This window comes from Roseburia sp. 499 (genome assembly GCF_001940225.2).
In the GTDB taxonomy this organism is placed as follows: domain Bacteria; phylum Bacillota; class Clostridia; order Lachnospirales; family Lachnospiraceae; genus Petralouisia.
In genome coordinates this window covers 1301863-1321791 of the sequence record NZ_CP135164.1, presented here as the reverse complement: position 1 = coordinate 1321791, position 19929 = coordinate 1301863, and the positions used below count along the sequence as shown (strand labels likewise).

General features: G+C 38.9%; 19 protein-coding genes. 2 read left to right on the top strand and 17 right to left on the bottom strand.

The annotated features are described in order from the left end of the window. Positions 1 to 6: 6 nt before the first annotated feature. The 12 genes from BIV20_RS06575 to acpP form a co-directional block, all read right to left on the bottom strand. Positions 7 to 657 (bottom strand): TraX family protein, encoded by a 651-nt coding sequence (locus BIV20_RS06575; RefSeq protein ID WP_075719301.1) that lies wholly within the window; start codon positions 655 to 657, stop codon positions 7 to 9. Further along, positions 632 to 2536: an alpha-amylase family glycosyl hydrolase gene (locus tag BIV20_RS06570; RefSeq protein WP_075719299.1), complete on the bottom strand. Its 1905-nt coding sequence runs from the start codon at positions 2534 to 2536 to the stop codon at positions 632 to 634. The genes BIV20_RS06575 and BIV20_RS06570 overlap by 26 nt, the downstream gene beginning before the upstream one ends. Before the next feature lie 117 nt (positions 2537 to 2653). Then, positions 2654 to 3715: an NAD(P)H-dependent flavin oxidoreductase gene (locus BIV20_RS06565; RefSeq protein ID WP_075719297.1), complete on the bottom strand. Its 1062-nt coding sequence runs from the start codon at positions 3713 to 3715 to the stop codon at positions 2654 to 2656. 15 nt (positions 3716 to 3730) lie between these two features. Beyond that, the gene (accA, locus tag BIV20_RS06560) at positions 3731 to 5407 is read right to left on the bottom strand and encodes an acetyl-CoA carboxylase carboxyl transferase subunit alpha (protein WP_075719295.1); all 1677 of its coding nucleotides are present in this window, start codon (positions 5405 to 5407) and stop codon (positions 3731 to 3733) included. A 22-nt stretch (positions 5408 to 5429) separates the two neighbouring features. Continuing rightward, positions 5430 to 6770: an acetyl-CoA carboxylase biotin carboxylase subunit gene (locus tag BIV20_RS06555; protein ID WP_075719293.1), complete on the bottom strand. Its 1341-nt coding sequence runs from the start codon at positions 6768 to 6770 to the stop codon at positions 5430 to 5432. A 28-nt stretch (positions 6771 to 6798) separates the two neighbouring features. Beyond that, on the bottom strand, positions 6799 to 7227 hold the full coding sequence (gene fabZ, locus BIV20_RS06550) for a 3-hydroxyacyl-ACP dehydratase FabZ (RefSeq protein WP_075719291.1): 429 nt from the start codon (positions 7225 to 7227) through the stop codon (positions 6799 to 6801). Positions 7228 to 7238: 11 nt separating this feature from the next. Then, the gene (gene accB / locus BIV20_RS06545) at positions 7239 to 7682 is read right to left on the bottom strand and encodes an acetyl-CoA carboxylase biotin carboxyl carrier protein (RefSeq protein WP_075719289.1); all 444 of its coding nucleotides are present in this window, start codon (positions 7680 to 7682) and stop codon (positions 7239 to 7241) included. A 4-nt stretch (positions 7683 to 7686) separates the two neighbouring features. Next, entirely contained in the window at positions 7687 to 8922 is a 1236-nt protein-coding gene (gene fabF / locus BIV20_RS06540; RefSeq protein WP_075719287.1) for a beta-ketoacyl-ACP synthase II, read from the bottom strand. A gap of 29 nt (positions 8923 to 8951) precedes the next feature. Then, entirely contained in the window at positions 8952 to 9695 is a 744-nt protein-coding gene (fabG, locus tag BIV20_RS06535) for a 3-oxoacyl-[acyl-carrier-protein] reductase (RefSeq protein WP_075719285.1), read from the bottom strand. After that, a complete protein-coding gene (gene fabD, locus BIV20_RS06530; RefSeq protein ID WP_075719283.1) occupies positions 9692 to 10612 on the bottom strand; it encodes an ACP S-malonyltransferase in 921 nt (306 codons plus the stop codon). The genes fabG and fabD overlap by 4 nt, the downstream gene beginning before the upstream one ends. Then, positions 10605 to 11546, bottom strand: coding sequence for an enoyl-[acyl-carrier-protein] reductase FabK (fabK, locus tag BIV20_RS06525; RefSeq protein ID WP_075719281.1), 942 nt, complete (start codon positions 11544 to 11546; stop codon positions 10605 to 10607). The genes fabD and fabK overlap by 8 nt, the downstream gene beginning before the upstream one ends. A gap of 2 nt (positions 11547 to 11548) precedes the next feature. Then, the gene (acpP, locus tag BIV20_RS06520) at positions 11549 to 11779 is read right to left on the bottom strand and encodes an acyl carrier protein (protein WP_075719279.1); all 231 of its coding nucleotides are present in this window, start codon (positions 11777 to 11779) and stop codon (positions 11549 to 11551) included. Between the two features lie 159 nt (positions 11780 to 11938). Here acpP and BIV20_RS06515 point away from each other — a divergent pair, with 159 nt between their 5' ends. Further along, positions 11939 to 13039, top strand: coding sequence for an HD-GYP domain-containing protein (locus tag BIV20_RS06515; RefSeq protein ID WP_075719277.1), 1101 nt, complete (start codon positions 11939 to 11941; stop codon positions 13037 to 13039). Positions 13040 to 13068: 29 nt separating this feature from the next. Continuing rightward, positions 13069 to 13395, top strand: coding sequence for a DUF1292 domain-containing protein (locus BIV20_RS06510; RefSeq protein WP_075719275.1), 327 nt, complete (start codon positions 13069 to 13071; stop codon positions 13393 to 13395). 67 nt (positions 13396 to 13462) lie between these two features. On the opposite strand, the gene BIV20_RS06505 is transcribed toward BIV20_RS06510, so the two are convergent. The 5 genes from BIV20_RS06505 to gltX form a co-directional block, all read right to left on the bottom strand. Then, positions 13463 to 14155: a hypothetical protein gene (locus BIV20_RS06505; protein ID WP_075719273.1), complete on the bottom strand. Its 693-nt coding sequence runs from the start codon at positions 14153 to 14155 to the stop codon at positions 13463 to 13465. 84 nt (positions 14156 to 14239) lie between these two features. After that, positions 14240 to 15715: a purple acid phosphatase family protein gene (locus BIV20_RS06500; protein ID WP_075719271.1), complete on the bottom strand. Its 1476-nt coding sequence runs from the start codon at positions 15713 to 15715 to the stop codon at positions 14240 to 14242. A 419-nt stretch (positions 15716 to 16134) separates the two neighbouring features. Further along, positions 16135 to 16449: a hypothetical protein gene (locus BIV20_RS06495; protein WP_075720031.1), complete on the bottom strand. Its 315-nt coding sequence runs from the start codon at positions 16447 to 16449 to the stop codon at positions 16135 to 16137. Between the two features lie 112 nt (positions 16450 to 16561). Then, positions 16562 to 18412 (bottom strand): ATP-dependent helicase, encoded by a 1851-nt coding sequence (locus BIV20_RS06490; RefSeq protein ID WP_075719269.1) that lies wholly within the window; start codon positions 18410 to 18412, stop codon positions 16562 to 16564. Between the two features lie 16 nt (positions 18413 to 18428). Beyond that, positions 18429 to 19895 carry a glutamate--tRNA ligase gene (gene gltX, locus BIV20_RS06485; protein ID WP_075719267.1) on the bottom strand — a complete coding sequence of 489 codons (1467 nt, stop codon included), beginning with the start codon at positions 19893 to 19895 and terminating at the stop codon, positions 18429 to 18431. Positions 19896 to 19929 lie beyond the last annotated feature (34 nt).

Here is a 19929-nt window from a genome sequence, read left to right as displayed (position 1 = left end):
TCACTCCTATAATCTAATAATTAAATATAAAATTAATAAATGAGCAGGATAAAAAAGATAAAAGAATTGTTTCATTCCCAGTCCACGTTCTCCATTATATAACAACATTGGAATTGCCGCCAGACCTGCATATGCCTGAACTCCTACTCCAAAATAGAGAATATTCATTGTAACAAAGGCCACTTGTCTTAGGAATTTCCGCTCATATAACTCATAAAAACATAAAATAAGCAAAATTCCGCCTGCACCATAATCTACAGCCAATATTTCAGCCAGCGCAATAGCCCCCAGAATCGCTAGGAAGGGGAAATAACTGTCTTTGGTTTGTTCCATGATATCTAACATGACCAGGCCAATAAGAAGGGTAAAAAAGACATTCTGATGCTCTAATGTTATTTCTTCATAAAAAACCAAATCAAAAGGTAACTCCGATAGCAGAGCAAACAGCAACATTCGCCCCTCATATCTGCGAATACTACTGGTATGCATTGCTCCTTCCACTAACAAAAAACAGAAAATCGGAAATGCAATTCTTCCTATAATACGAAAAATCAAATACTGTGGATATAAGACTGCCCCAACATGATCTATCAACATTGCAATAATTGCAATCCATTTCAATACAAAACTATTAATTCCGATTCCGCTTTTTTCCATTCTTTTCTATTCTTTCCTTTCTTGACTTTTCTCGTCCTCTCAATAGCAGAATGGTATTTGCTTCTGCCACAACTTCTCCTGTGACAATTTTCTTCTCACTTTCTTCTCTTCCGGTACCAAATATAATCTCCCACGAAATTTCTCTTGGCAAAGCCATTTTCTGTGGTTCATTCTGAAAATTATATGCAACATACAAATGTTCCTCACCAGCATAAACGCCACAATAAAACATGCCTATAAATCCGCGATTTCGTTCGAAATCAATCTGCCATCCATCTTCACTATGATAGGAAAGATCCGGATATCCTTTTTTTTCATAGTCCATCATTTGATAAGGATTAGGACTCCGAAGCACCGGATAATTTTTTCGCAACTCCAAAATTGTCTTGAGATACGCAATCATTTCTCTGCTGGATTTTGTATTCTTCCAATCCTTCCAGCCCACTTCATTATCCTGACAATATGCATTATTATTACCATTCTGAGTATTTTCACACTCATCCCCCATCCAGATAAGTGGTATTCCCTGTGAAAACACTGTTGCTGCTAATGCATTTCGCACCTTTTGTTCCCGTAATCGGATAATTTCTCTCTTTTTTACAATTCCTTCCTGTCCACTATTGCTACTATAATTCCAATCACTTCCATCCCGGTTTTCTTCCAGGTTCTCTTCATTATGCTTTCTTCCATAAGAAAATACATCCCACAACGTAAAACCGTTATTCTCCGCCACAAAGTTGACAAATCCCTGATGTTCCTGCTGACGTTTCATCTGACAGGAAAACTCATAGATATTTCCACCTTGGTGATTCAAAAGTCGCCGTACCGGATACATAAATGCATCATTATAAGAAAATAGTTCTGGTCCTAATCGCGACTGGGAGGATGCTAATTCTTCTGAAAATCCCTCATAAAACAACTTGCATCCACTAAGCAGAGCATCCTGCGCCAGCAACTCTGCAACCGGATAACTGCTAATTATTCGAAATCCATCTACATGATATTCCCGCTTCCAATAACGTATAACTTCTATAATTAAATATGGATTTATTTTTTTATCAAAATAGAATTCTGCCATAAATTCCATATCCATCTGATGCATCTTGTAGATTAATCTCTTCAACGCATCAGGACCATTTTCTTTTCCAAGATACGATGCTTTCGGTGCAAAATAACTTCCTGCCGTATACCCCCAGTAATTCACCAGATTTGCCGGATGTTCCTCCCTTTTACTCTTATCCAACTGCAAAAATTCTTCAAATTCATATACCGGAAGAAACAATAAACTGGTAACACCTAAATCCTTTAGATAATTAAGTTTTCTCTCTATCATCCCAAAGGTCCCCTTCTGGGAATTCTCTGTTTTCATCCCCATGGTAAATCCTCTGGCATGCAGCTTATAAATCACCATATCTTCTTTCTTTATCTCTGGATTTTTATCGTTTTTCCAGTTATAATTTGAAAAATAAAATCCACTTTTTATTTTTTTCTGTTTCTGCCTTTTTAACTGCTCACGTTGTCTTTTTATTTTTTCCGGAACAAAGTTCTCTTTTTTTTCTTCCTCTGGTCTTCGTTCTTCCTCTGCCCACACTTCTCTTCCAATAATTCGTCTGGCATAAGGATCTGTCTCTTCTTTTCCATCTATTTCAAAGTTATAATCATATTCCTGCCAATCAAGTCCATGGATTCCCACAGTATAAACCGTGTGATATGTCTTGTTTCTCTGCATAGGAATTCTATGCGCTTTTTCTTCTCCCTTCGGATACAATAACAAATTACAGGTGGCTTTCTCTCCTGCCTGTAAGGAAAATGAAAGGATGTCCTTCTCTTTTGTTACGCCGAATGTTTCATACTTTCCGGTACAGATTTGAAATTTCATACATGCCTCCTGTTTTTTGCTCTTCCTTTTATTATATCAATTTCCTTGCCAGAAAAAAAGTCCCAATCTAGTAAATATACAAGAAAAAACAGGAAGATTCTTTTCTTCCCGTTTTCCCTATACCATCATGTAACTGCCAAATTCTTCCATAATATCTGAAACATGTTCCAGTTTCTTGGCTCTCCATGCATTCTCACCACAAAAAATTAGTCCTTCCGACACTTTTCCTTTCACTGCATTAATCAATGCATCTGTGATACAGTAAGGAATATCCTTCTGTTTACAATGTTCTAAACACTGATGGCATTTTGTGATTTTTGCCGGCTCATGTTCTGTTTTTTCAATAAATTCATTACGAATGGCTCTTCCCGGCATTCCTACCGGACTTTTTACAATCTCTATATCTTCTTTTTGAGCATCAATATAAGCCTGTTTGTATGCTTCACTTGCATCGCACTCATAAGTAGTGACAAATCGTGTTGCCACTTGTACACCATCTACTCCAAGTTCCATCGTACGCTTCATATCTTCCACATCGTAAATGCCACCTGCAGCTACTACCGGAATATGGTAATTATATTTTTCGCCATATTCCTTTACTACTTGAATGATTCCTTTGATTTCTTCCGCATATTTTTCCGAAGTAATCTCTTTTAACTCTTCATAAGAAAATCCTAAGTGTCCACCTGCTTTCGGTCCCTCAACAACAACCATATCCGGACAGCGTTGATACTTACGGTCCCATAACTTACATATGACCTTTGCTGATTTTATAGAGGATACAATAGGAGCAATTTTTGTTTTGGATTTTGCAACAAATTCCGGTAGTCGTGTTGGAAGCCCTGCTCCGGAAATAATTAAGTCTACTCCTGCTTTCACTGCTGCTTTCACATACTCTTCATACCGCTTGGTTGCTACCATAATATTCACGCCCACGATACCACCCTTGGCAATTTCTTTTGCCTTCTTTATATGTTTTTCTATTGCTTTCATATTTGTCTCTATGGGATGCTCATCAAATCCCTCTTCCTGATAACCAATCTGGGCTGTGGAAATAATACCAATTCCTCCGCATTTTGCCACATTTCCCGCTAGTTTCGACAAACTCACTCCTACACCCATTCCACCCTGTATTACAGGGATTTTTGCCGCTAAATCTCTGATTACCAACTTACTCATTTTTTTCCTTCTCTCCTACATTTTACGGAATCTTTCATAACGTTGATTTGCAAGCTCCTCTTTCCCCATATCCAGATATTTGTGAAGGAATCTACGAATTTCCTCCTGCATTTCTCCTGCAATCTGTTCTACATTCTTTGGATTTGCCGGTTCCGGCTCTGAAATAATTTTTTCAATAATTCCCAGCTCCTTTAAATCCTTTGCAGTCACTCGCATAACTTCAGCCGCTTTTGGTGCTTTCGAAGCATCCTTCCACAAAATAGAAGCAAATCCTTCCGGTGACAGAATCGTATAGGTCGCATTTTCCATCATCCATACTTCATTTCCAACCGCCAGTGCAAGAGCTCCACCACTTCCACCTTCACCTATAACAATACTTAAAACAGGCACGGTCAAATCTGACATTTCAAACAGGTTTCTGGCAATTGCCTCACCCTGTCCGCGCTCTTCTGCCTCCATACCGCAAAAAGCTCCCGGTGTATCCACAAAACAAATAATTGGGCGATTGAACTTTTCTGCCTGTTTCATAAGACGCAATGCCTTACGATATCCTTCCGGTGACATCATACCGAAATTACGCACCAGATTCTCCTTAGTATTCTTTCCCTTCTGCTGTCCAATTACAGTAACCGGACAACCATCCAGATAAGCAATTCCGCCCACTACAGCACCATCATCCCCACAATGACGGTCCCCATGAAATTCCATAAAGTCTGTAAAAATTTCCTGAATATAATCCATTGCAACTGGTCTATCAGCTGCTCTTGCACGAAGCACTCTATCCCAAGCAGTTACATTTTCCTGAATTTCTTCCTTCTCCACTTCTTTTCGCTTATTCGGAATCAATGCTTCCTTTTTTTCTACCGGACGATGCATTACAATCAATCTTGCCAGAGTGTCTTTCAGTTCTTCTCTTTCCACAATACCATCAATCAACCCATGTTCCAGCAAAAATTCTGCTCGCTGGAATCCTTCCGGTAATTTTTGACGAATGGTCTGTTCAATCACTCTCGGTCCTGCAAAACCAACCAATGCTCCCGGCTCTGCCAGAATAATATCTCCCAACATAGCAAAGCTTGCAGTTACTCCTCCAGTAGTTGGATCTGTTAAAACAGAAATATACAAAAGCCCTGCTTCTGAATGGCGTTTGAATGCCGCTGAAGTTTTTGCCATCTGCATCAACGATACCATTCCTTCTTGCATTCTTGCCCCACCGGAACAGGTAAATATAATAACCGGCAGTTGCTCGCTAGTTGCACGTTCTACTGCTCTTGTGATTTTCTCTCCGACCACATAACCCATGCTTCCCATTAGAAATCTTCCATCACAAACGCATACTACTGCTTCTTCCCCATGAATCGTACATTTTCCACAAGTAACTGCTTCATCTATTTTTAACCTTTCCTTCAGACTTGTTATTTTTTCTTGATAATCCGGATAATCTAACGGATTCCCATTTTCCAAGCCTTCCTCCCATTTTTCATAACTTCCTTTGTCTGCCACCATCTGAAGACGTTTTTTCGTTGTAAGACGGAAATATTTTCCGCACTTATAACAAATATAGCGGTTTGACTTTACATCTTCCTTATAAAGCATTTCCCCGCACGCATCACATTTTATCCATAGTCCTTCCGGTACCTGAGGTTCATTCCCCTGTACTGCAATATAGTTGGTTTTCTTAAATTTCAGCATGTTTCCTCACCTTTCTGCCAAATCATTCAAAATAATCCGGGATAAAATGTGTGTTGGTCTTTCCAGACACAAACACCGGATGACTTAAAATGTCATACTCAAAATCTAAATTTGTAACAATACCTTCTACTACAACTTCACCTAAAGCACTCTGCATCTTTCGTATTGCATCCTGCCTGTTTTCCCCGTGAACAATCACTTTCGCCACCATAGAATCATAGTATGCCGGAATAGTATATCCATTGTAAAGCGCTGACTCAATTCGAACCCCATTTCCACCCGGAAAATGCAATTCCTCAATCGTTCCCGGACAAGGCATAAAGTTCTTCTCCGGATTTTCTGCATTGATACGACACTCTATAGCATGCCCACGCAATACAACATCTTCTTGCCTCATACGCAACGGTTCTCCCGCAGCAATTCGAATCTGTTCTTTTATCAAATCAATTCCAGTAACCATTTCAGTAACAGGATGTTCCACCTGAATTCTGGTATTCATTTCCATAAAATAGAAATTTTTATTTTTATCCAGGAGAAATTCTATCGTTCCTGCACTCTCATATTTTGCTGCCTTCGCTGCCAATACGGCAGTGTCTCCCATTCGTTTACGCAACTCTTCATCCATAACAGCACAAGGAGATTCTTCTATCATCTTCTGATGTCGTCTCTGTATGGAGCAATCTCGTTCTCCCAACTGAATGACATTTCCAAATTTATCTGCTAAAACTTGGAATTCAATGTGTTTTGGCTCTTCAATATATTTTTCAATATACATAGTATTATCTGCAAAGGAATTGATAGACTCCTGTTGAGCCAGATTAAAGTTTGTTTCAAATGTTTCCGGTTCGATGGCAATACGCATTCCTTTTCCACCACCACCGGAGGATGCCTTAATCATTACCGGATACCCAATTTCCGCTGCAATTTTAGTTCCTTCTTCCGCGGTATACACCGGTTCCTTTGTTCCCGGAACTACCGGTACTCCTGCTTCCATCATGGTAGTTCTCGCCTGAGACTTGTTACCCATTTTTCCAATCAAGTCACCTGAAGGTCCAATAAATGCGATACCACAGTTCACACACATATCTGCAAAATGCTCATTTTCTGATAAAAAACCAAATCCCGGATGAATTGCTTGAGCTTTTGTCGCAATCGCTGCACTCAAAATTCTCTCCATATTCAGATAGCTGTCAGAAGACGGTGCTTTTCCGATACATACTGCTTCATCTGCAAGTTGGGTGTGTAACGCATCCCTATCTGCCTCTGAATAAACTGCTACAGAAAGGATTCCCATTTCGCGACACGCGCGTATAATCCTTACTGCAATCTCTCCTCGATTTGCAATTAATATTTTTTGAAACATATTTAAATGCTCCTTTAACTTTTACATTTTACCCAATAGCAAAGGTAAGTTCTGCCTGTGTTACTACTTTTCCGTCTACGGTTGCCGTTGCTTTTCCAACGCCAACCGGCCCCTTCACCTTGATAACCTCAAGTTCCAGCATCAACACATCCCCCGGCACTACCTTCTGTTTAAACTTTGCACTGTTGATTGCTCCGAAATATGCCGTCTTCCCTTTAAATTCCGGCTCACTTAAAATAGCTACTGCACCAGCCTGTGCCAGTGCTTCTATAATCAATACTCCCGGCATAACCGGTTCTCCCGGAAAATGTCCGCCAAAAAATGGCTCATTATAACTAACACATTTTTTAGCAACAGCTCTTTTCCCCGGTTCTAATTCCTCAATAGTATCAATCAATAAAAATGGCTGACGATGAGGAATAATTTCCATAATTTCCTTTGTTCCCATTAATGACATATGCGCTCCTCCTAACCGATGACAAACATTGGCTGTCCATACTCAATCACATCTTCATTTGATACTAGAATCTGCTTTACAATGCCATCATAATCGCTTTCAATTTCATTCATTAACTTCATTGCTTCTACAATTCCCAGTACCTGACCCTTTTTCACAGAATCTCCTACTTTTACAAAAGGTTCTGCCTCCGGAGAAGAAGACGCATAAAAGGTTCCAACTAACGGTGATGTGACAACATTTCCCGAAACGCTTTCCGTTTCTTTCCCTACCGTCTGAGTTGCTCCCTGCTCTACTAATGTAGGAACATCTTGAGCTACTCCATTTACTGTTACCAGTTTTTCTTCCTTTTCTTTTCGCATCTGAATTACTGTTCCGTTTTCTTCATAAGAAAAACGGGTGAGTTCAGAATCCGATACGGCTGTAATTAATGTGATAAGCTGTTCAAATTCCATGGTCTTACTCCTCATATTTCTTCAAAAGCAGGCTGGCATTGTGTCCGCCAAAGCCTAATGAATTTGTTAAAGCATATTTAAACTTTTTCTCTATTCCTTTTCCCTGAACATAATCCAAATCAAGTTCTTCATCCGGATGTTCCAATCCTACTGTCTGGTGAATATAATCATGATTCATCTGCAATACACAAGCAATAACTTCAACTGCTCCTGCTGCGCCTAACAAATGACCAATCATGGACTTAGTAGAATTCACCTTCATATCGTAGGCATGTTCTCCAAAAGCAATTTTAATTGCTCTGGTTTCAAACAAATCATTATGATGAGTTGCAGTTCCATGAGCATTAATATACTCTACCTCTTCTGGTGCAATACCTGCTTCTGCTACTGCATTTTTCATTGCATTAGCTGCTCCCATACCATCTTCTGCCGGAGATGTAATATGATAAGCATCATTGGTACATCCATATCCAACAATTTCTGCCAGAATCTTAGCTCCACGCTTTTTTGCATGTTCTAAATCTTCCAGAACTACGACACCTGCTCCTTCTCCCATGACAAATCCGCTTCTGTCTTTGTCAAAAGGAATGGAACAACGATTCACATCATTACAGGTAGATAACGCTGTTAATGCAGTAAATCCACTTACTCCGATTGGTGTAACACAGCTTTCGGTTCCACCCGCTACCATAACATCAGCTTCTCCACACTGAATAGAGCGATATGCTTCTCCAATAGAATTGGTTCCTGTTGCACAAGCCGTTACCACATTCAGACTTTTTCCTTTTAATCCAAACTGGATTGCTACATTTCCTGCTGCCATGTTTGTAATCATCAATGGCACCAGTAACGGATTCACTCTGCTTGGTCCTTTTTCCAAAAGCTTTTTGTGTTCTCTTTCCATTGCCTTAAGACTTCCTGTTCCAGAACCAATAGCGCATCCTATCCGATAAGGATCTTCCTTTTCCATATCAATACCAGACTGTTCCAATGCTTCTTTCGTTGCTGCTACTGCATACTGGCAAAACAACTCCATACGTCTCGCAGACTTAGGGTCCATGTAATTCTTTCCATCAAACCCTTTCACATTTCCTGCAATTTTCACTTTATAATCTGTGGTATCAAACTGGGTAATCTCACTGAAACCGATTTTTCCCTGATGGATTCCATCCCAGAATTCTTCTACATTTAATCCGATTGGGGTAATTGCTCCCATTCCGGTAATTACAACTCTCTTCATGAAATCTCTCCTGTTCTTTCTGTTTTGCCTTACATCCCCATGCCGCCGTCTACATGCAATACCTGTCCGGTAATATAGGATGCATCATCCGATGCTAAAAATTTTACTGCATTGGCAACTTCCTTTGGATTTCCAAATCTTCCAAAAGGAATCTGTGCCTTTCCTGCCTCAATTACACTTTCAGAAAGCTGTCCTGTCATATCTGTTTCAATAAATCCAGGTGCAACGGCATTTACACGAATTTCTCTGGTTGCCAATTCTCTCGCCAGTGACTTTGTAAGTCCAATAACTCCTGCTTTAGAAGCGGCATAGTTTGCCTGACCAGCATTCCCCATCACCCCGGAAATGGAAGAAATATTGATAATACAACCAGACTTTTGCTTTAGCATCTGTCTTGCAACATGCTTTGATGTATTAAAAGTTCCCTTTAAATTAATAGCAATAACATTATCAAAATCTTCTTCTTTCATCTTCATAATCAGATTATCTCTGGTGATTCCGGCATTGTTTACTAAAATATCAAGTCTGCCATGCTTTTCGATGATTTCTTTTATCATTGCTTCCACTGCTGAATAATCTGAGACATTACAGCCATAACTTTCTGCTGTTCCACCCTCTTTTGCAATTTCTGCCACTACCTGGTCTGCCGCCTCTTTTGAACCGTTGTAATTTACAACCACAAAAGCTCCTTCTTCTGCCAGTGTCTTTGCAATCTCTTTCCCAATTCCGCGGGATGCTCCTGTCACCAACGCTATTTTTCCTTTTAAACTCATGCCAATACCTCTAATAATTTTTCCAAATCTGCTATGGTTTCTACATTATATCCTTTTGCTTCCGGTGCTATCTTTTTCAAAAATCCGGTTAAAGTCTTCTTTGGTCCGATTTCAATAAAAGTATCTACACCATCCTGCACCATACGCTCTACACTCTGCTGCCAACATACAGAAGAGGAAATCTGTCTCTCCAATAAACTCTTTACTTGATTCTTATCTGTTACATAATCTGCTGTCACATTCGTAATGTACGGAATATCAATTTCCTGTATTTCTACTTTTTCCAATTCTTGTGCAAGTTTCTTTCCCGCTTCCTCTAACATCTTAGAATGAAACGGTCCACTTACTTTTAATGGAATGCACCGTTTTGCACCAGCCTCTTTTAAGCTTTCCGCAGCTCTGTTTACTGCATCCTCTTCTCCCGTAATTACTGTCTGTCCCGGACAGTTATAATTTGCAACTGATACGATTCCTTCTGTTTCACCACAGACCTTTTCAATCACATCATTAGAGAGTCCCATAACTGCTGTCATAGCTCCACCTGTAGGAACTGCTTCCTGCATATATGCACCACGTTTTACTACTACCTCCAATGCATCATGCACAGATAATACTCCAGACGCTACCAAAGCACCATATTCTCCAAGGCTAAGGCCTGCATTTACTTCTGAATGGATTCCCTTTTCCTGCAATACTTTTAAAATTGCAATTTCCACCGTCAGCATTGCTATCTGGGTATATTTTGTAATATGAAGATTTTCATTTTCTTGAAAAATCAGTTCTTCCATAGACATACCGGACACCTCGTTGGCTACGGCAAATACTTCCTTTGCCCGGTCAAAATTCTCATAGAAATCCTTTCCCATTCCGGTATACTGTGCTCCCTGTCCCGGGAAAACAAATGCTACTTTACTCATACAATGTTCCTGCTTTCTGTAACAAACCTTTTGTCTCTGCCATAATTTCTTCTATCATTTCCTTACAGGTTTGCTCTTTCTTAACCATTCCTGCAATCTGTCCTGCCATAACGGTTCCGTTCTTCACATCACCATCTACAACAGCATTTTTCAGAGCTCCTACTGTCAAAAGTTCTAACTCTTCAAATGGAACTCCTTCTTGCTCTTTCTTCAGGTATTCCTTTGTCATCTGATTTCTCAGCTGACGAACCGGATGTCCATGAGTTCTTCCGGTAACAGCAGAATCAATATCTTTTGCCTTAATGATTCTATCCTTATAATTCTGATGGCAGATGGATTCCTTTGCTACTACAAATCTGGTTCCCATCTGAACTGCCTCAGCTCCTAACATAAGTGCTGCTGCCATTCCTCTTCCATCTCCAATACCTCCGGCTGCAATCACCGGAACATTCACAGCATCTACTACCTGTGGAACCAGTGTCATGGTTGTGGAGGCTCCGATATGTCCACCAGATTCTGTTCCTTCTGCAATGACTGCATCTGCGCCACCTTTTTCCATCATTCTTGCCAATGCTACACTTGCTACTACGGGAATCACTTTACTTCCATTACTTTTCCACATTTCCATATACTTTCCCGGATTTCCCGCACCTGTAGTAATTACTGGAATTTTTTCCTCTACTAATACCTGTGCCACTTCATCTGCATATGGACTCAACAACATTACATTAACACCAATCGGCTTATCTGTGAGTTCTCTTGCCTTGCGTATTTCTCCACGCACCCATTCTGCCGGTGCATTGGCTGCACCAATAATTCCAAGACCTCCTGCCTGTGACACTGCAGCCGCAAGATTATGCTCTGCTACCCATGCCATGCCACCCTGGATAATTGGATATTCTATTTGTAACAGTTCTGTGATTCTTGTTTTCATTTTTACTCTACACCTTTATCTTTTAAGTAATTAACAACATCTCCTACAGTAAGCAGATTTTCTAAATCTTCAGAAGGAATTTCTACAGAATATTCATCTTCCAGAGCCATAACTAATTCAAATAAATCTAAAGAATCTGCTCCTAAATCTTCTTTAAAAGAAGTCTCCATTGTAATATCAGCTGCCTCTGCGCTTAACTGTTCTGCAATAATTTCTTTCATTTTTTCTAACATGTCTTTAATCTCCTTTATATTTTGATTTGCAAATAGTTTGATAGTCAAAGTATATCACAAAAAACTACTTTGTCAACAAAAATATAGTATTTTTTTTCCAGTTATGATATGATAAAAATAACATAAATTTTTCATAAATAGGAAACGGGGTGTATTTATATGACAAAAACAGCAATTGTTGATGTAAAACCGGGAATGTTTACTGCTGCTCCGGTATATAGTGCTACAGGTCAGTTGATTCTTCCTGAACATTCTATTTTAACAGTGCAGCAGATTTCCCGTCTGGAATTTTATGGTATAGAGTGGGTTGCCATCATTCCAGAAGACGAATTGCGAAATTCCGCAATAGAAGAACTTGCCGGAAATGAGCATGAGGAAATTATCTCTTATTCACAGAAAATTCGCCGCAGTAAATCTTTCCATATGTTTAAGATTGATTATGGAAAAAAGGTAACACTTCTTCAAAAGTCCATGAATGACTTACTTAAGAAAAATGTTCCGGTAGACACTTCTTCTCTTTTAGACCAGGTTAGTAGTCTGTACAAAAATAACCTGACAACGCTTTCTATCTTCGATATGTTACACAACATGCGTGAAATTGATGATTCTACTTATGCCCATTGCTTAAATGTTGCTTTAATTTCTCGCATGCTTGGCGAATGGGTTGGATTATCTGAAGATAATTTGGAAACATTAACTCTTGCCGGCTTACTGCATGATATTGGAAAATGTATGGTTCCTCCAGAGATTCTTGGCAAGCCAGCTCATCTCTCTTCTGAAGAATACGAAGAAGTAAAGAAACATGCTCGCTATGGTGCTGAGATATTAGAAACACAGCCCTTAGACAAACGTGTTATCCGTGCTACTTTAATGCACCATGAACGTTGTGACGGTACTGGTTATCCGATGGGATTGAAAGATGCAGACATTGATGACTTTGCTAAAATTATTGCCATTGCAGATGTCTATGATGCAATGACTGCTAATCGCTGCTACCGCAAGGGACTATGCCCATTCGAAGTAATTGCTACTTTTGAAAGAGATGGACTGACTAAATATGATTCCAGGTATATTCTTACCTTCCTGAATCGTATTGTTGATACTTATATCTGCAACAGTGTACTTTTAAATGATGGTACATGTGGAAAAATCGTCCTCATGAATCAAAAGTATCTCTCCCGCCCGGTAATCCACACCATGACAAATGAATACATTGACTTAATGAAACACCCTGAACTTCACATTCAGGCAATCATATAACTAATTTATGAAAGAATGAGGTATTTTATATGAATGAAAATCCAAACAAAGCAAATGACATAACCGAAGATGATGGTTCTGATATGCGTGTCACTCTATCATTAGATGATGGTTCCGATGTAGAATGTGCAATCCTTACTATTTTTGATGTAGGAGAACAGAACTACATTGCACTTCTCCCTCTGGACGAAAATGGTGAAGGCAATGAAGACGGTGAAGTATACATCTATCGTTATTTTGAAGATGAAGAGGGAAATCCTTCTCTGGAAAACATTGAAGAAGACGATGAATACGAAGCAGTTGCTGACCGTTTCGATGAACTTCTGGACGAAGAAGCCTTTGATGAAATGGATTAAGAAATTTATAAGTTTAAAAGAGGAGTCTTTTTCAAAGACTCCTCTTTTGGTTTTTATCTATATACCTTTATCTCATTCCTGCTCTTCTCTTTTTTACTGCATAACAGTTTCCAGCTACGCAGATTCCACTAAGTGCTAACAATATGTACCACACTCCCATGTTCTGTGTATCGCCTGTCTTCGGAGCATTAGTAGCCGTTGCATTGGTAGTTGCTGCAGTAGTTGTTGTTGTAGTAGTAGTTGTTGTATCCGCAGCTATCCCTTCCTTTATTACAATCGCATAATCAGAAGCATGATTGAACATTAAGGATACGTTACCGTCAGCAGTAATTACTCCTTCGTTCATAAATTCCATACTTCCATTGTTATAGTAGTAAAGTCTTCCGGCTCTTCCCGTGTACTGACTTCCCACATTCAGAGTCAGGTATGCAGTAAATCCAAATGCTCCATCATGTGTTAAGGAAATTTGTTCTACCGGATTAGTTGCTGCTATTGCAGAAACCAAATTACTTGGAATATTAGTTGTATTTCTTTTTACTTCCAGATTAATATCATTTAACTCACCAGTTTTTATTGTTGCTCCAAGAATCTTCCATGTATATCCATTCATCTGAAGTTCAAGAGTGATGTCTTTTCCCAGTGCTGTCTCTAATATTTCTTTTGGCAAAATTGTTGCATTTTCCATAGAAATGGTAATGTTCGCTCCGCTCTGTGCATTCTTAATCTGAGAAACAATTTTTTCCACCTGCTCTGTACTCAAAGTTCTATCTGTTGTTGGCTGTATTGGCTGTTCCGGCTGTGTTGGCTGTTCCGGTTCTTCCGGATTCTCAGCTGCAACCGTTCTTTATATTGTAACAGAATCGTATACATATGGCTCAGTAGTAATTGTATCAGTATCTGTATCATACTTAAACATATATGTTGTACTCTTCAGTTCTGTATTGTTTACTTCAAAAATAGTATATACCTGTTCTTTGCTTACGTTACTTCCATTTTCTCCATCTGTTGAATTTACATCCAAAAACTCATAGTTTGGAAGAAGTGGATCCCCCTCTTCTACTGTATAATCCTTTTGAGAATACCACTTTAATCCACCTGCATGACCACCTACCATGTATAATGGTGCATTATCCTTGCTTATATATGCTCCTGTGCTATCCTGTTCTACTTCTCCTCTGGTTCCATCACCGTTGATGAATCCGCGGGCATACACATGGTCATGTGCTTCTAATACTACATCCACATCAAGTTCTGCAAGAACCGGGCTCCAGTACTTTCTTGCCGCTTTCACATCACTATCTACAATATGAGAAGCTCCGGTGTAAATTGACTTATGAAATCCTACAATAGTCCACTGACCATTTTCCTTTGCATCTGCAACTTCTTTTTCTAAATATGCTTTCTGCTCATCACGTACTGCATCGCTTTCTTTTGCTGTTTCAAGATTCAATACAATGAATTTTACCTTACCATAATCAATGGAATATACTAAGTTCCCAGCCTCTGCCGGTGCATTGATATAATTTGACAAAGAAGAATTATTGTAATTTTTGTCATGGTTTCCCTGTGTAACAGCTAATAAGTTGTTGGATAAACAATCAATTCCTGCGGTTGGGTATGCACCGTCATTTTCAAATAGTGTTTCCCACTGAAGCTTATTATCTGCATTGTCTGTAATATCTCCACCAATATAAATAAATCCTAAATCGTCAATCTGATTTAATTGGTTAAAGGTTGCTCCTGCTGCCTTAGCATTTACCCCATTACTTACCTGAGTATCTGCAAGGAATGCAAATTTTAATGTAGCATTGCTTCCCTTAGCCGGAACTGTTGTAAAACTTCCTTCAAACTTATAGTTTCCTTCCCCAATGGTATAAGTGTATTTGGTTGATGGTTTCAAACCACTTAATTCAATTTTATGCTTAAAGCTTTCTGATACATAGGAATAAGAATGTTCTCCCGTGAAAGTTGTTTCTTCTCCTGATACACTCTTCAATACTACTTTTGACTCAACCTCTGCTGCTGTTGTAAAAGATAAGTACACGGTATCATAATCTGCACCTACATGTGTATTTACCTGTTTTGCTTTCTTTTGCTCGTCTGTAGGATTTTCCGGCTTCTGTGGTATTTTATCACTCTGACATACTGCCCATTTTCCAGCAGCATCCAGATCAACTGCAACATAAGTCGCTCCATCTACAATATCATTTACATCAAAGCTTCTTACCTCTTCACCATCTACCGTACTGTTAAATACCATTCCGGAAATGCCTACCGGCACTTGTAATTTATAAATATTCGCATTTTCTGTTGCTTCCATTGGAAGTCCCGGCCAAGTAGTTTCTCCACTTCCTCAATAATGAAGATTTATGGTCTCCCATTTTGTATTGCTATTATCATAATAAATGGTCTGCATTGGGATTACTTCTTCTACGAGTTCTCCATTTTCTCCTTTTCGAAGTACTGTCCATTTTGAGCCGGACTGTGTTCCCGCTTTTGCAACATACTCACCATTCTCTACAATATACTCTCCCTACAATTAAGAACAAAATTACTGTCCAATTCTAGCATCTACATGTAAAATGTTATACGCAGATTTTTGTAATTTCTGTAAAACTTCCGTAAAAGAAACGTTTTTTATATCATAGGAAATTCATATACTTTCGTACTTTAACGCAATAAATTCTTTCCTATGGTATAAAAATGGAGCTGTGATACCACAGCTCCATTTCATTACTGTTATGCAATATGTTTATTATTGTCATTCTTATGCTTTTCCAGAATCTTATGTACCCGCTCTACTTCATCTAGAATAAGATTTTCACTATTGCGGATTTCATTTTTTAATACTCGTTCTGACTGTTTTATCTGTGATTCTATTGTATCCATTCGTGCGTCCATCTTGTCCATTCGCTCATCCATCTTCTGCATATGCGCGTCCATCTTGTCCATTCGCTCATCCATCTTCTGCATATGCGCGTCCATCTTGTCCATTCGCTCATCCATTTTCTGCATACAATTCAGAATCACATCAATTTTTTTACTATCTGTCATAGTTTCCTCCTTGACGGTGCTGGCAATCGGGGGTTCTATTCCATGTGTTTTATAAACACTTTTTTCTTTTGTAGTAAACACAGTATAGCATAAGCAAATCAGAAAATCCACATCATTCTTCTTCCATTTTCTTTTCTGCCATTTCTTCCACAAAACGAGAGGGCTCTACTTCTTTTCCATTGTACTTCTTCACACTGTTTACATATAACGCTTCCTTTGCTCGGGTAATTCCCACATAAAACATCCTTCGCTCTTCCTGTAAATCTGCATCTAAAACAGCCTTCTTGTAAGGCATGATTTCTTCATTTACATCTAATAAAAACACTATCGGATATTCTAATCCTTTGGAACTATGTAAGGTAGCCAAAGAAACGCAATCTGTCATCATCTCCTGTTGTCGCTTCTGCTCCTTTAATTCTTCCGTATATGCATCCATATGATCAAACCACGCTCCATAAATCTTAAATTCTCTGGACGCATCCTGAAGTTCATCCAACACTTCTATTAGACTATCTTCACTGATTCTTCGATAATCTGCATATTCTTTCAAATACTCCTCATATCCTATGGTATGACGAATATAGTTAATGGCTGCATAAGGCGAAATCCTACTTATCACTCGCAAATCCGCCTCTAACTGCTCAATCCGTTCCGCGACCCAGGGTTGCTTCTTTTCGTAGAAATACTCTGCCCATGCATCAAATGCAATTACTTCATCATCTACACTTTCCCTGGTAATATAACGTTTTGGGCGATTCATAATCTGAAGAATATCTCTTCTCTCACGTCCACCCATAGCAAGCCTTATGTAGGTTAAAATATCTCTGGTAATCCAATGCTCATAGAGGTTTGGTATATTATCCCTGGTACGGAACGGAATATTATATGTCATCATCTGTTCCATCAAAATCCGCGGCTGAGTATTGGTACGAAATAAAACTGCAAAGTCATTGTAGCTTTTTCCCTTTTCGCATCCCTCTAATATGGTTCTGATAATTGCTCTGCTCTCTTCTAATGGACTTTCATACATCTGATAAGAAACTCCCTGCGTACTTTTCCTATGCGCATGAATACTTTTTTCAAATCTGGCTTCATTATGTGAAATCAAACGCAAAGATGTTTCTACGATTTCTTTACCGGAACGATAATTCACATCCAATAAAATTCGCTTTGCCTGTGGATATGCTTTTTCAAACCCCAACATAATTTCCGGCTTTGCACCGCGGAAACGATAAATAGACTGATCGTCATCTCCTACTATAAACAAATTATTTTCCGGTTCTGCCAGCATTTTTACAATATCAAACTGTATCTTATTAATATCCTGAAACTCATCAATTAAAATATACTGAAATTTCTTCTGCCACGCAGCTAAAATGTCCTTTCGCTGGGTAAAAAGCTCATAACAATACACCAACATATCATCGAAGTCAATCAACCGCTTCTGACGCATCTGTCCCTCATAACTTTGATAAATCTGTTCAAAAATCTCTTTTCCACAGTTTTTCGAATAATAATGCTCCAAGGGAATACCGGAATTCTTTACCAGACCGATTTCACCTAAAATATCTCCGATGAATTCATTTTCATCCTCATACTCCAAATGCATTCTTGTGATAATTTCTCGCATAAGTGCAAAACGCTGTTCTTCCTTTATAATATTATCTGCCCGAAATCCATAAGCATGTTTTAAAATACTAAAGAATACTGCATGAAAGGTACCAAAAGTAACGGGATACCTTTTTCCTCCCATTAATCGAAAAAAACGTTCTTTCATTTCAGTTGCTGCTGCCTTGGTAAAAGTAATAACAAGAATACGAGATGGGTCTACGCCCTGATTGACAATTAAATTCTTTGTTCGTTCTGTGATAACAAGGGTCTTACCGGACCCGGGACCAGCCAATACAAGCATTGGTCCGGTTCCGTGTCCGATTGCCTCTGTCTGAGATAAATTAAAACTCATATATACTATTTCCTTCTTATGCAGGAATCTCTGCTTCTAACTTAGCAATCGCTACCTTAAGACGTGCTACAGATTCTTCTTTTCCCAGCACTTCCATAATCTCGGTTGCGCCGCCCGGTGTCATCTGTTTTCCGGAAACTGCGGTACGCACCGGCCACATAGCATATCCGTTCTTGCAGCCCTTTTCCTCTACATACTTGCAAAGTACCTCATATAGTGCATCATTAGAATAATCCTCCTGTGCCTCGAAACGTGGCAACAGTTCCTTTAACACTTCTAAGGAAGATTCCGGTGTAGTCTTCATTTTTTTATGAGCATACATGGAAATATCATACTCCGGTACTGCTTCAAAGAAGTCAACATGATCTGCAATGTCCGGGAAAATCTCAATTCTGGTCTTTACCATCTGAGCGATTTTTTTCAAATCATAATCCTTAGTAACTGTTTTCTTAATATAAGGTTCTGCCATCTCATAAAATTCATCAAAGTCCATAGCCTTTAAATATTCGCCATTCATCCATTTTAATTTTACAATATCAAATACTGCCGGAGACTTGCTGATTCTATGATAATCAAATTCCTGAATTAATTCATCTAAAGAAAAAATTTCACGATTATCTTCCGGACTCCATCCTAACAATGCAATATAGTTTACTACTGCCTTAGTTAAGAATCCCTGCTCGATTAAATCTTCAAAAGATGCATGACCACTTCTCTTAGACAGTTTTTTATGATTTTCATCCGTAATCAATGGCAAATGAATATAAACCGGGGACTCCCAACCAAACGCATCATACAAACGCTGATATTTTGGAGAAGAAGACAGATATTCGTTTCCTCTTACTACATGTGTAATGTTCATGGTATGGTCGTCTACCACATTTGCAAAATTATAGGTAGGATATCCATCAGACTTAATCAAAATCATATCATCTAATTCTGCATTATCTACTGTAATATCTCCGTAAAGTTCATCATGGAAGGTAGTTGTTCCTTCATTTGGAATATTCTGACGAATAACAAAAGGCTTTCCTTCTGCCAGATTCGCTTCTACTTCTTCTTTAGAAAGATGCAGACAATGCTTATCATACATCATGATTTCCTTGCCTTCAATAACCTCTGTCTTCAAGGATTCCAAACGTTCCTTATCACAAAAACAGTAATATGCCTCACCCTTTTCTACCAGTTCTTGGGCATATTTCATGTAAATTCCGGTCTTCATACGCTCGCTCTGAACATAAGGACCAACTCCACCGTCCTTATCCGGACCTTCATCGTGCTTTAATCCTGTTTCTTCCAAAGTACGATAAATAATCTCCGTAGCTCCTTCTACAAAACGTTCCTGGTCAGTATCTTCTATACGAAGCATGAAATCTCCACCTGCATGCTTTGCAATTAAAAACTCATACAAAGCAGAACGCAGATTTCCCACATGCATTCTTCCGGTTGGACTTGGTGCGTACCGTGTTCTTACTTTACTCATAACTTTTCTCCTTCTATCTTCTATTTCTACTTAT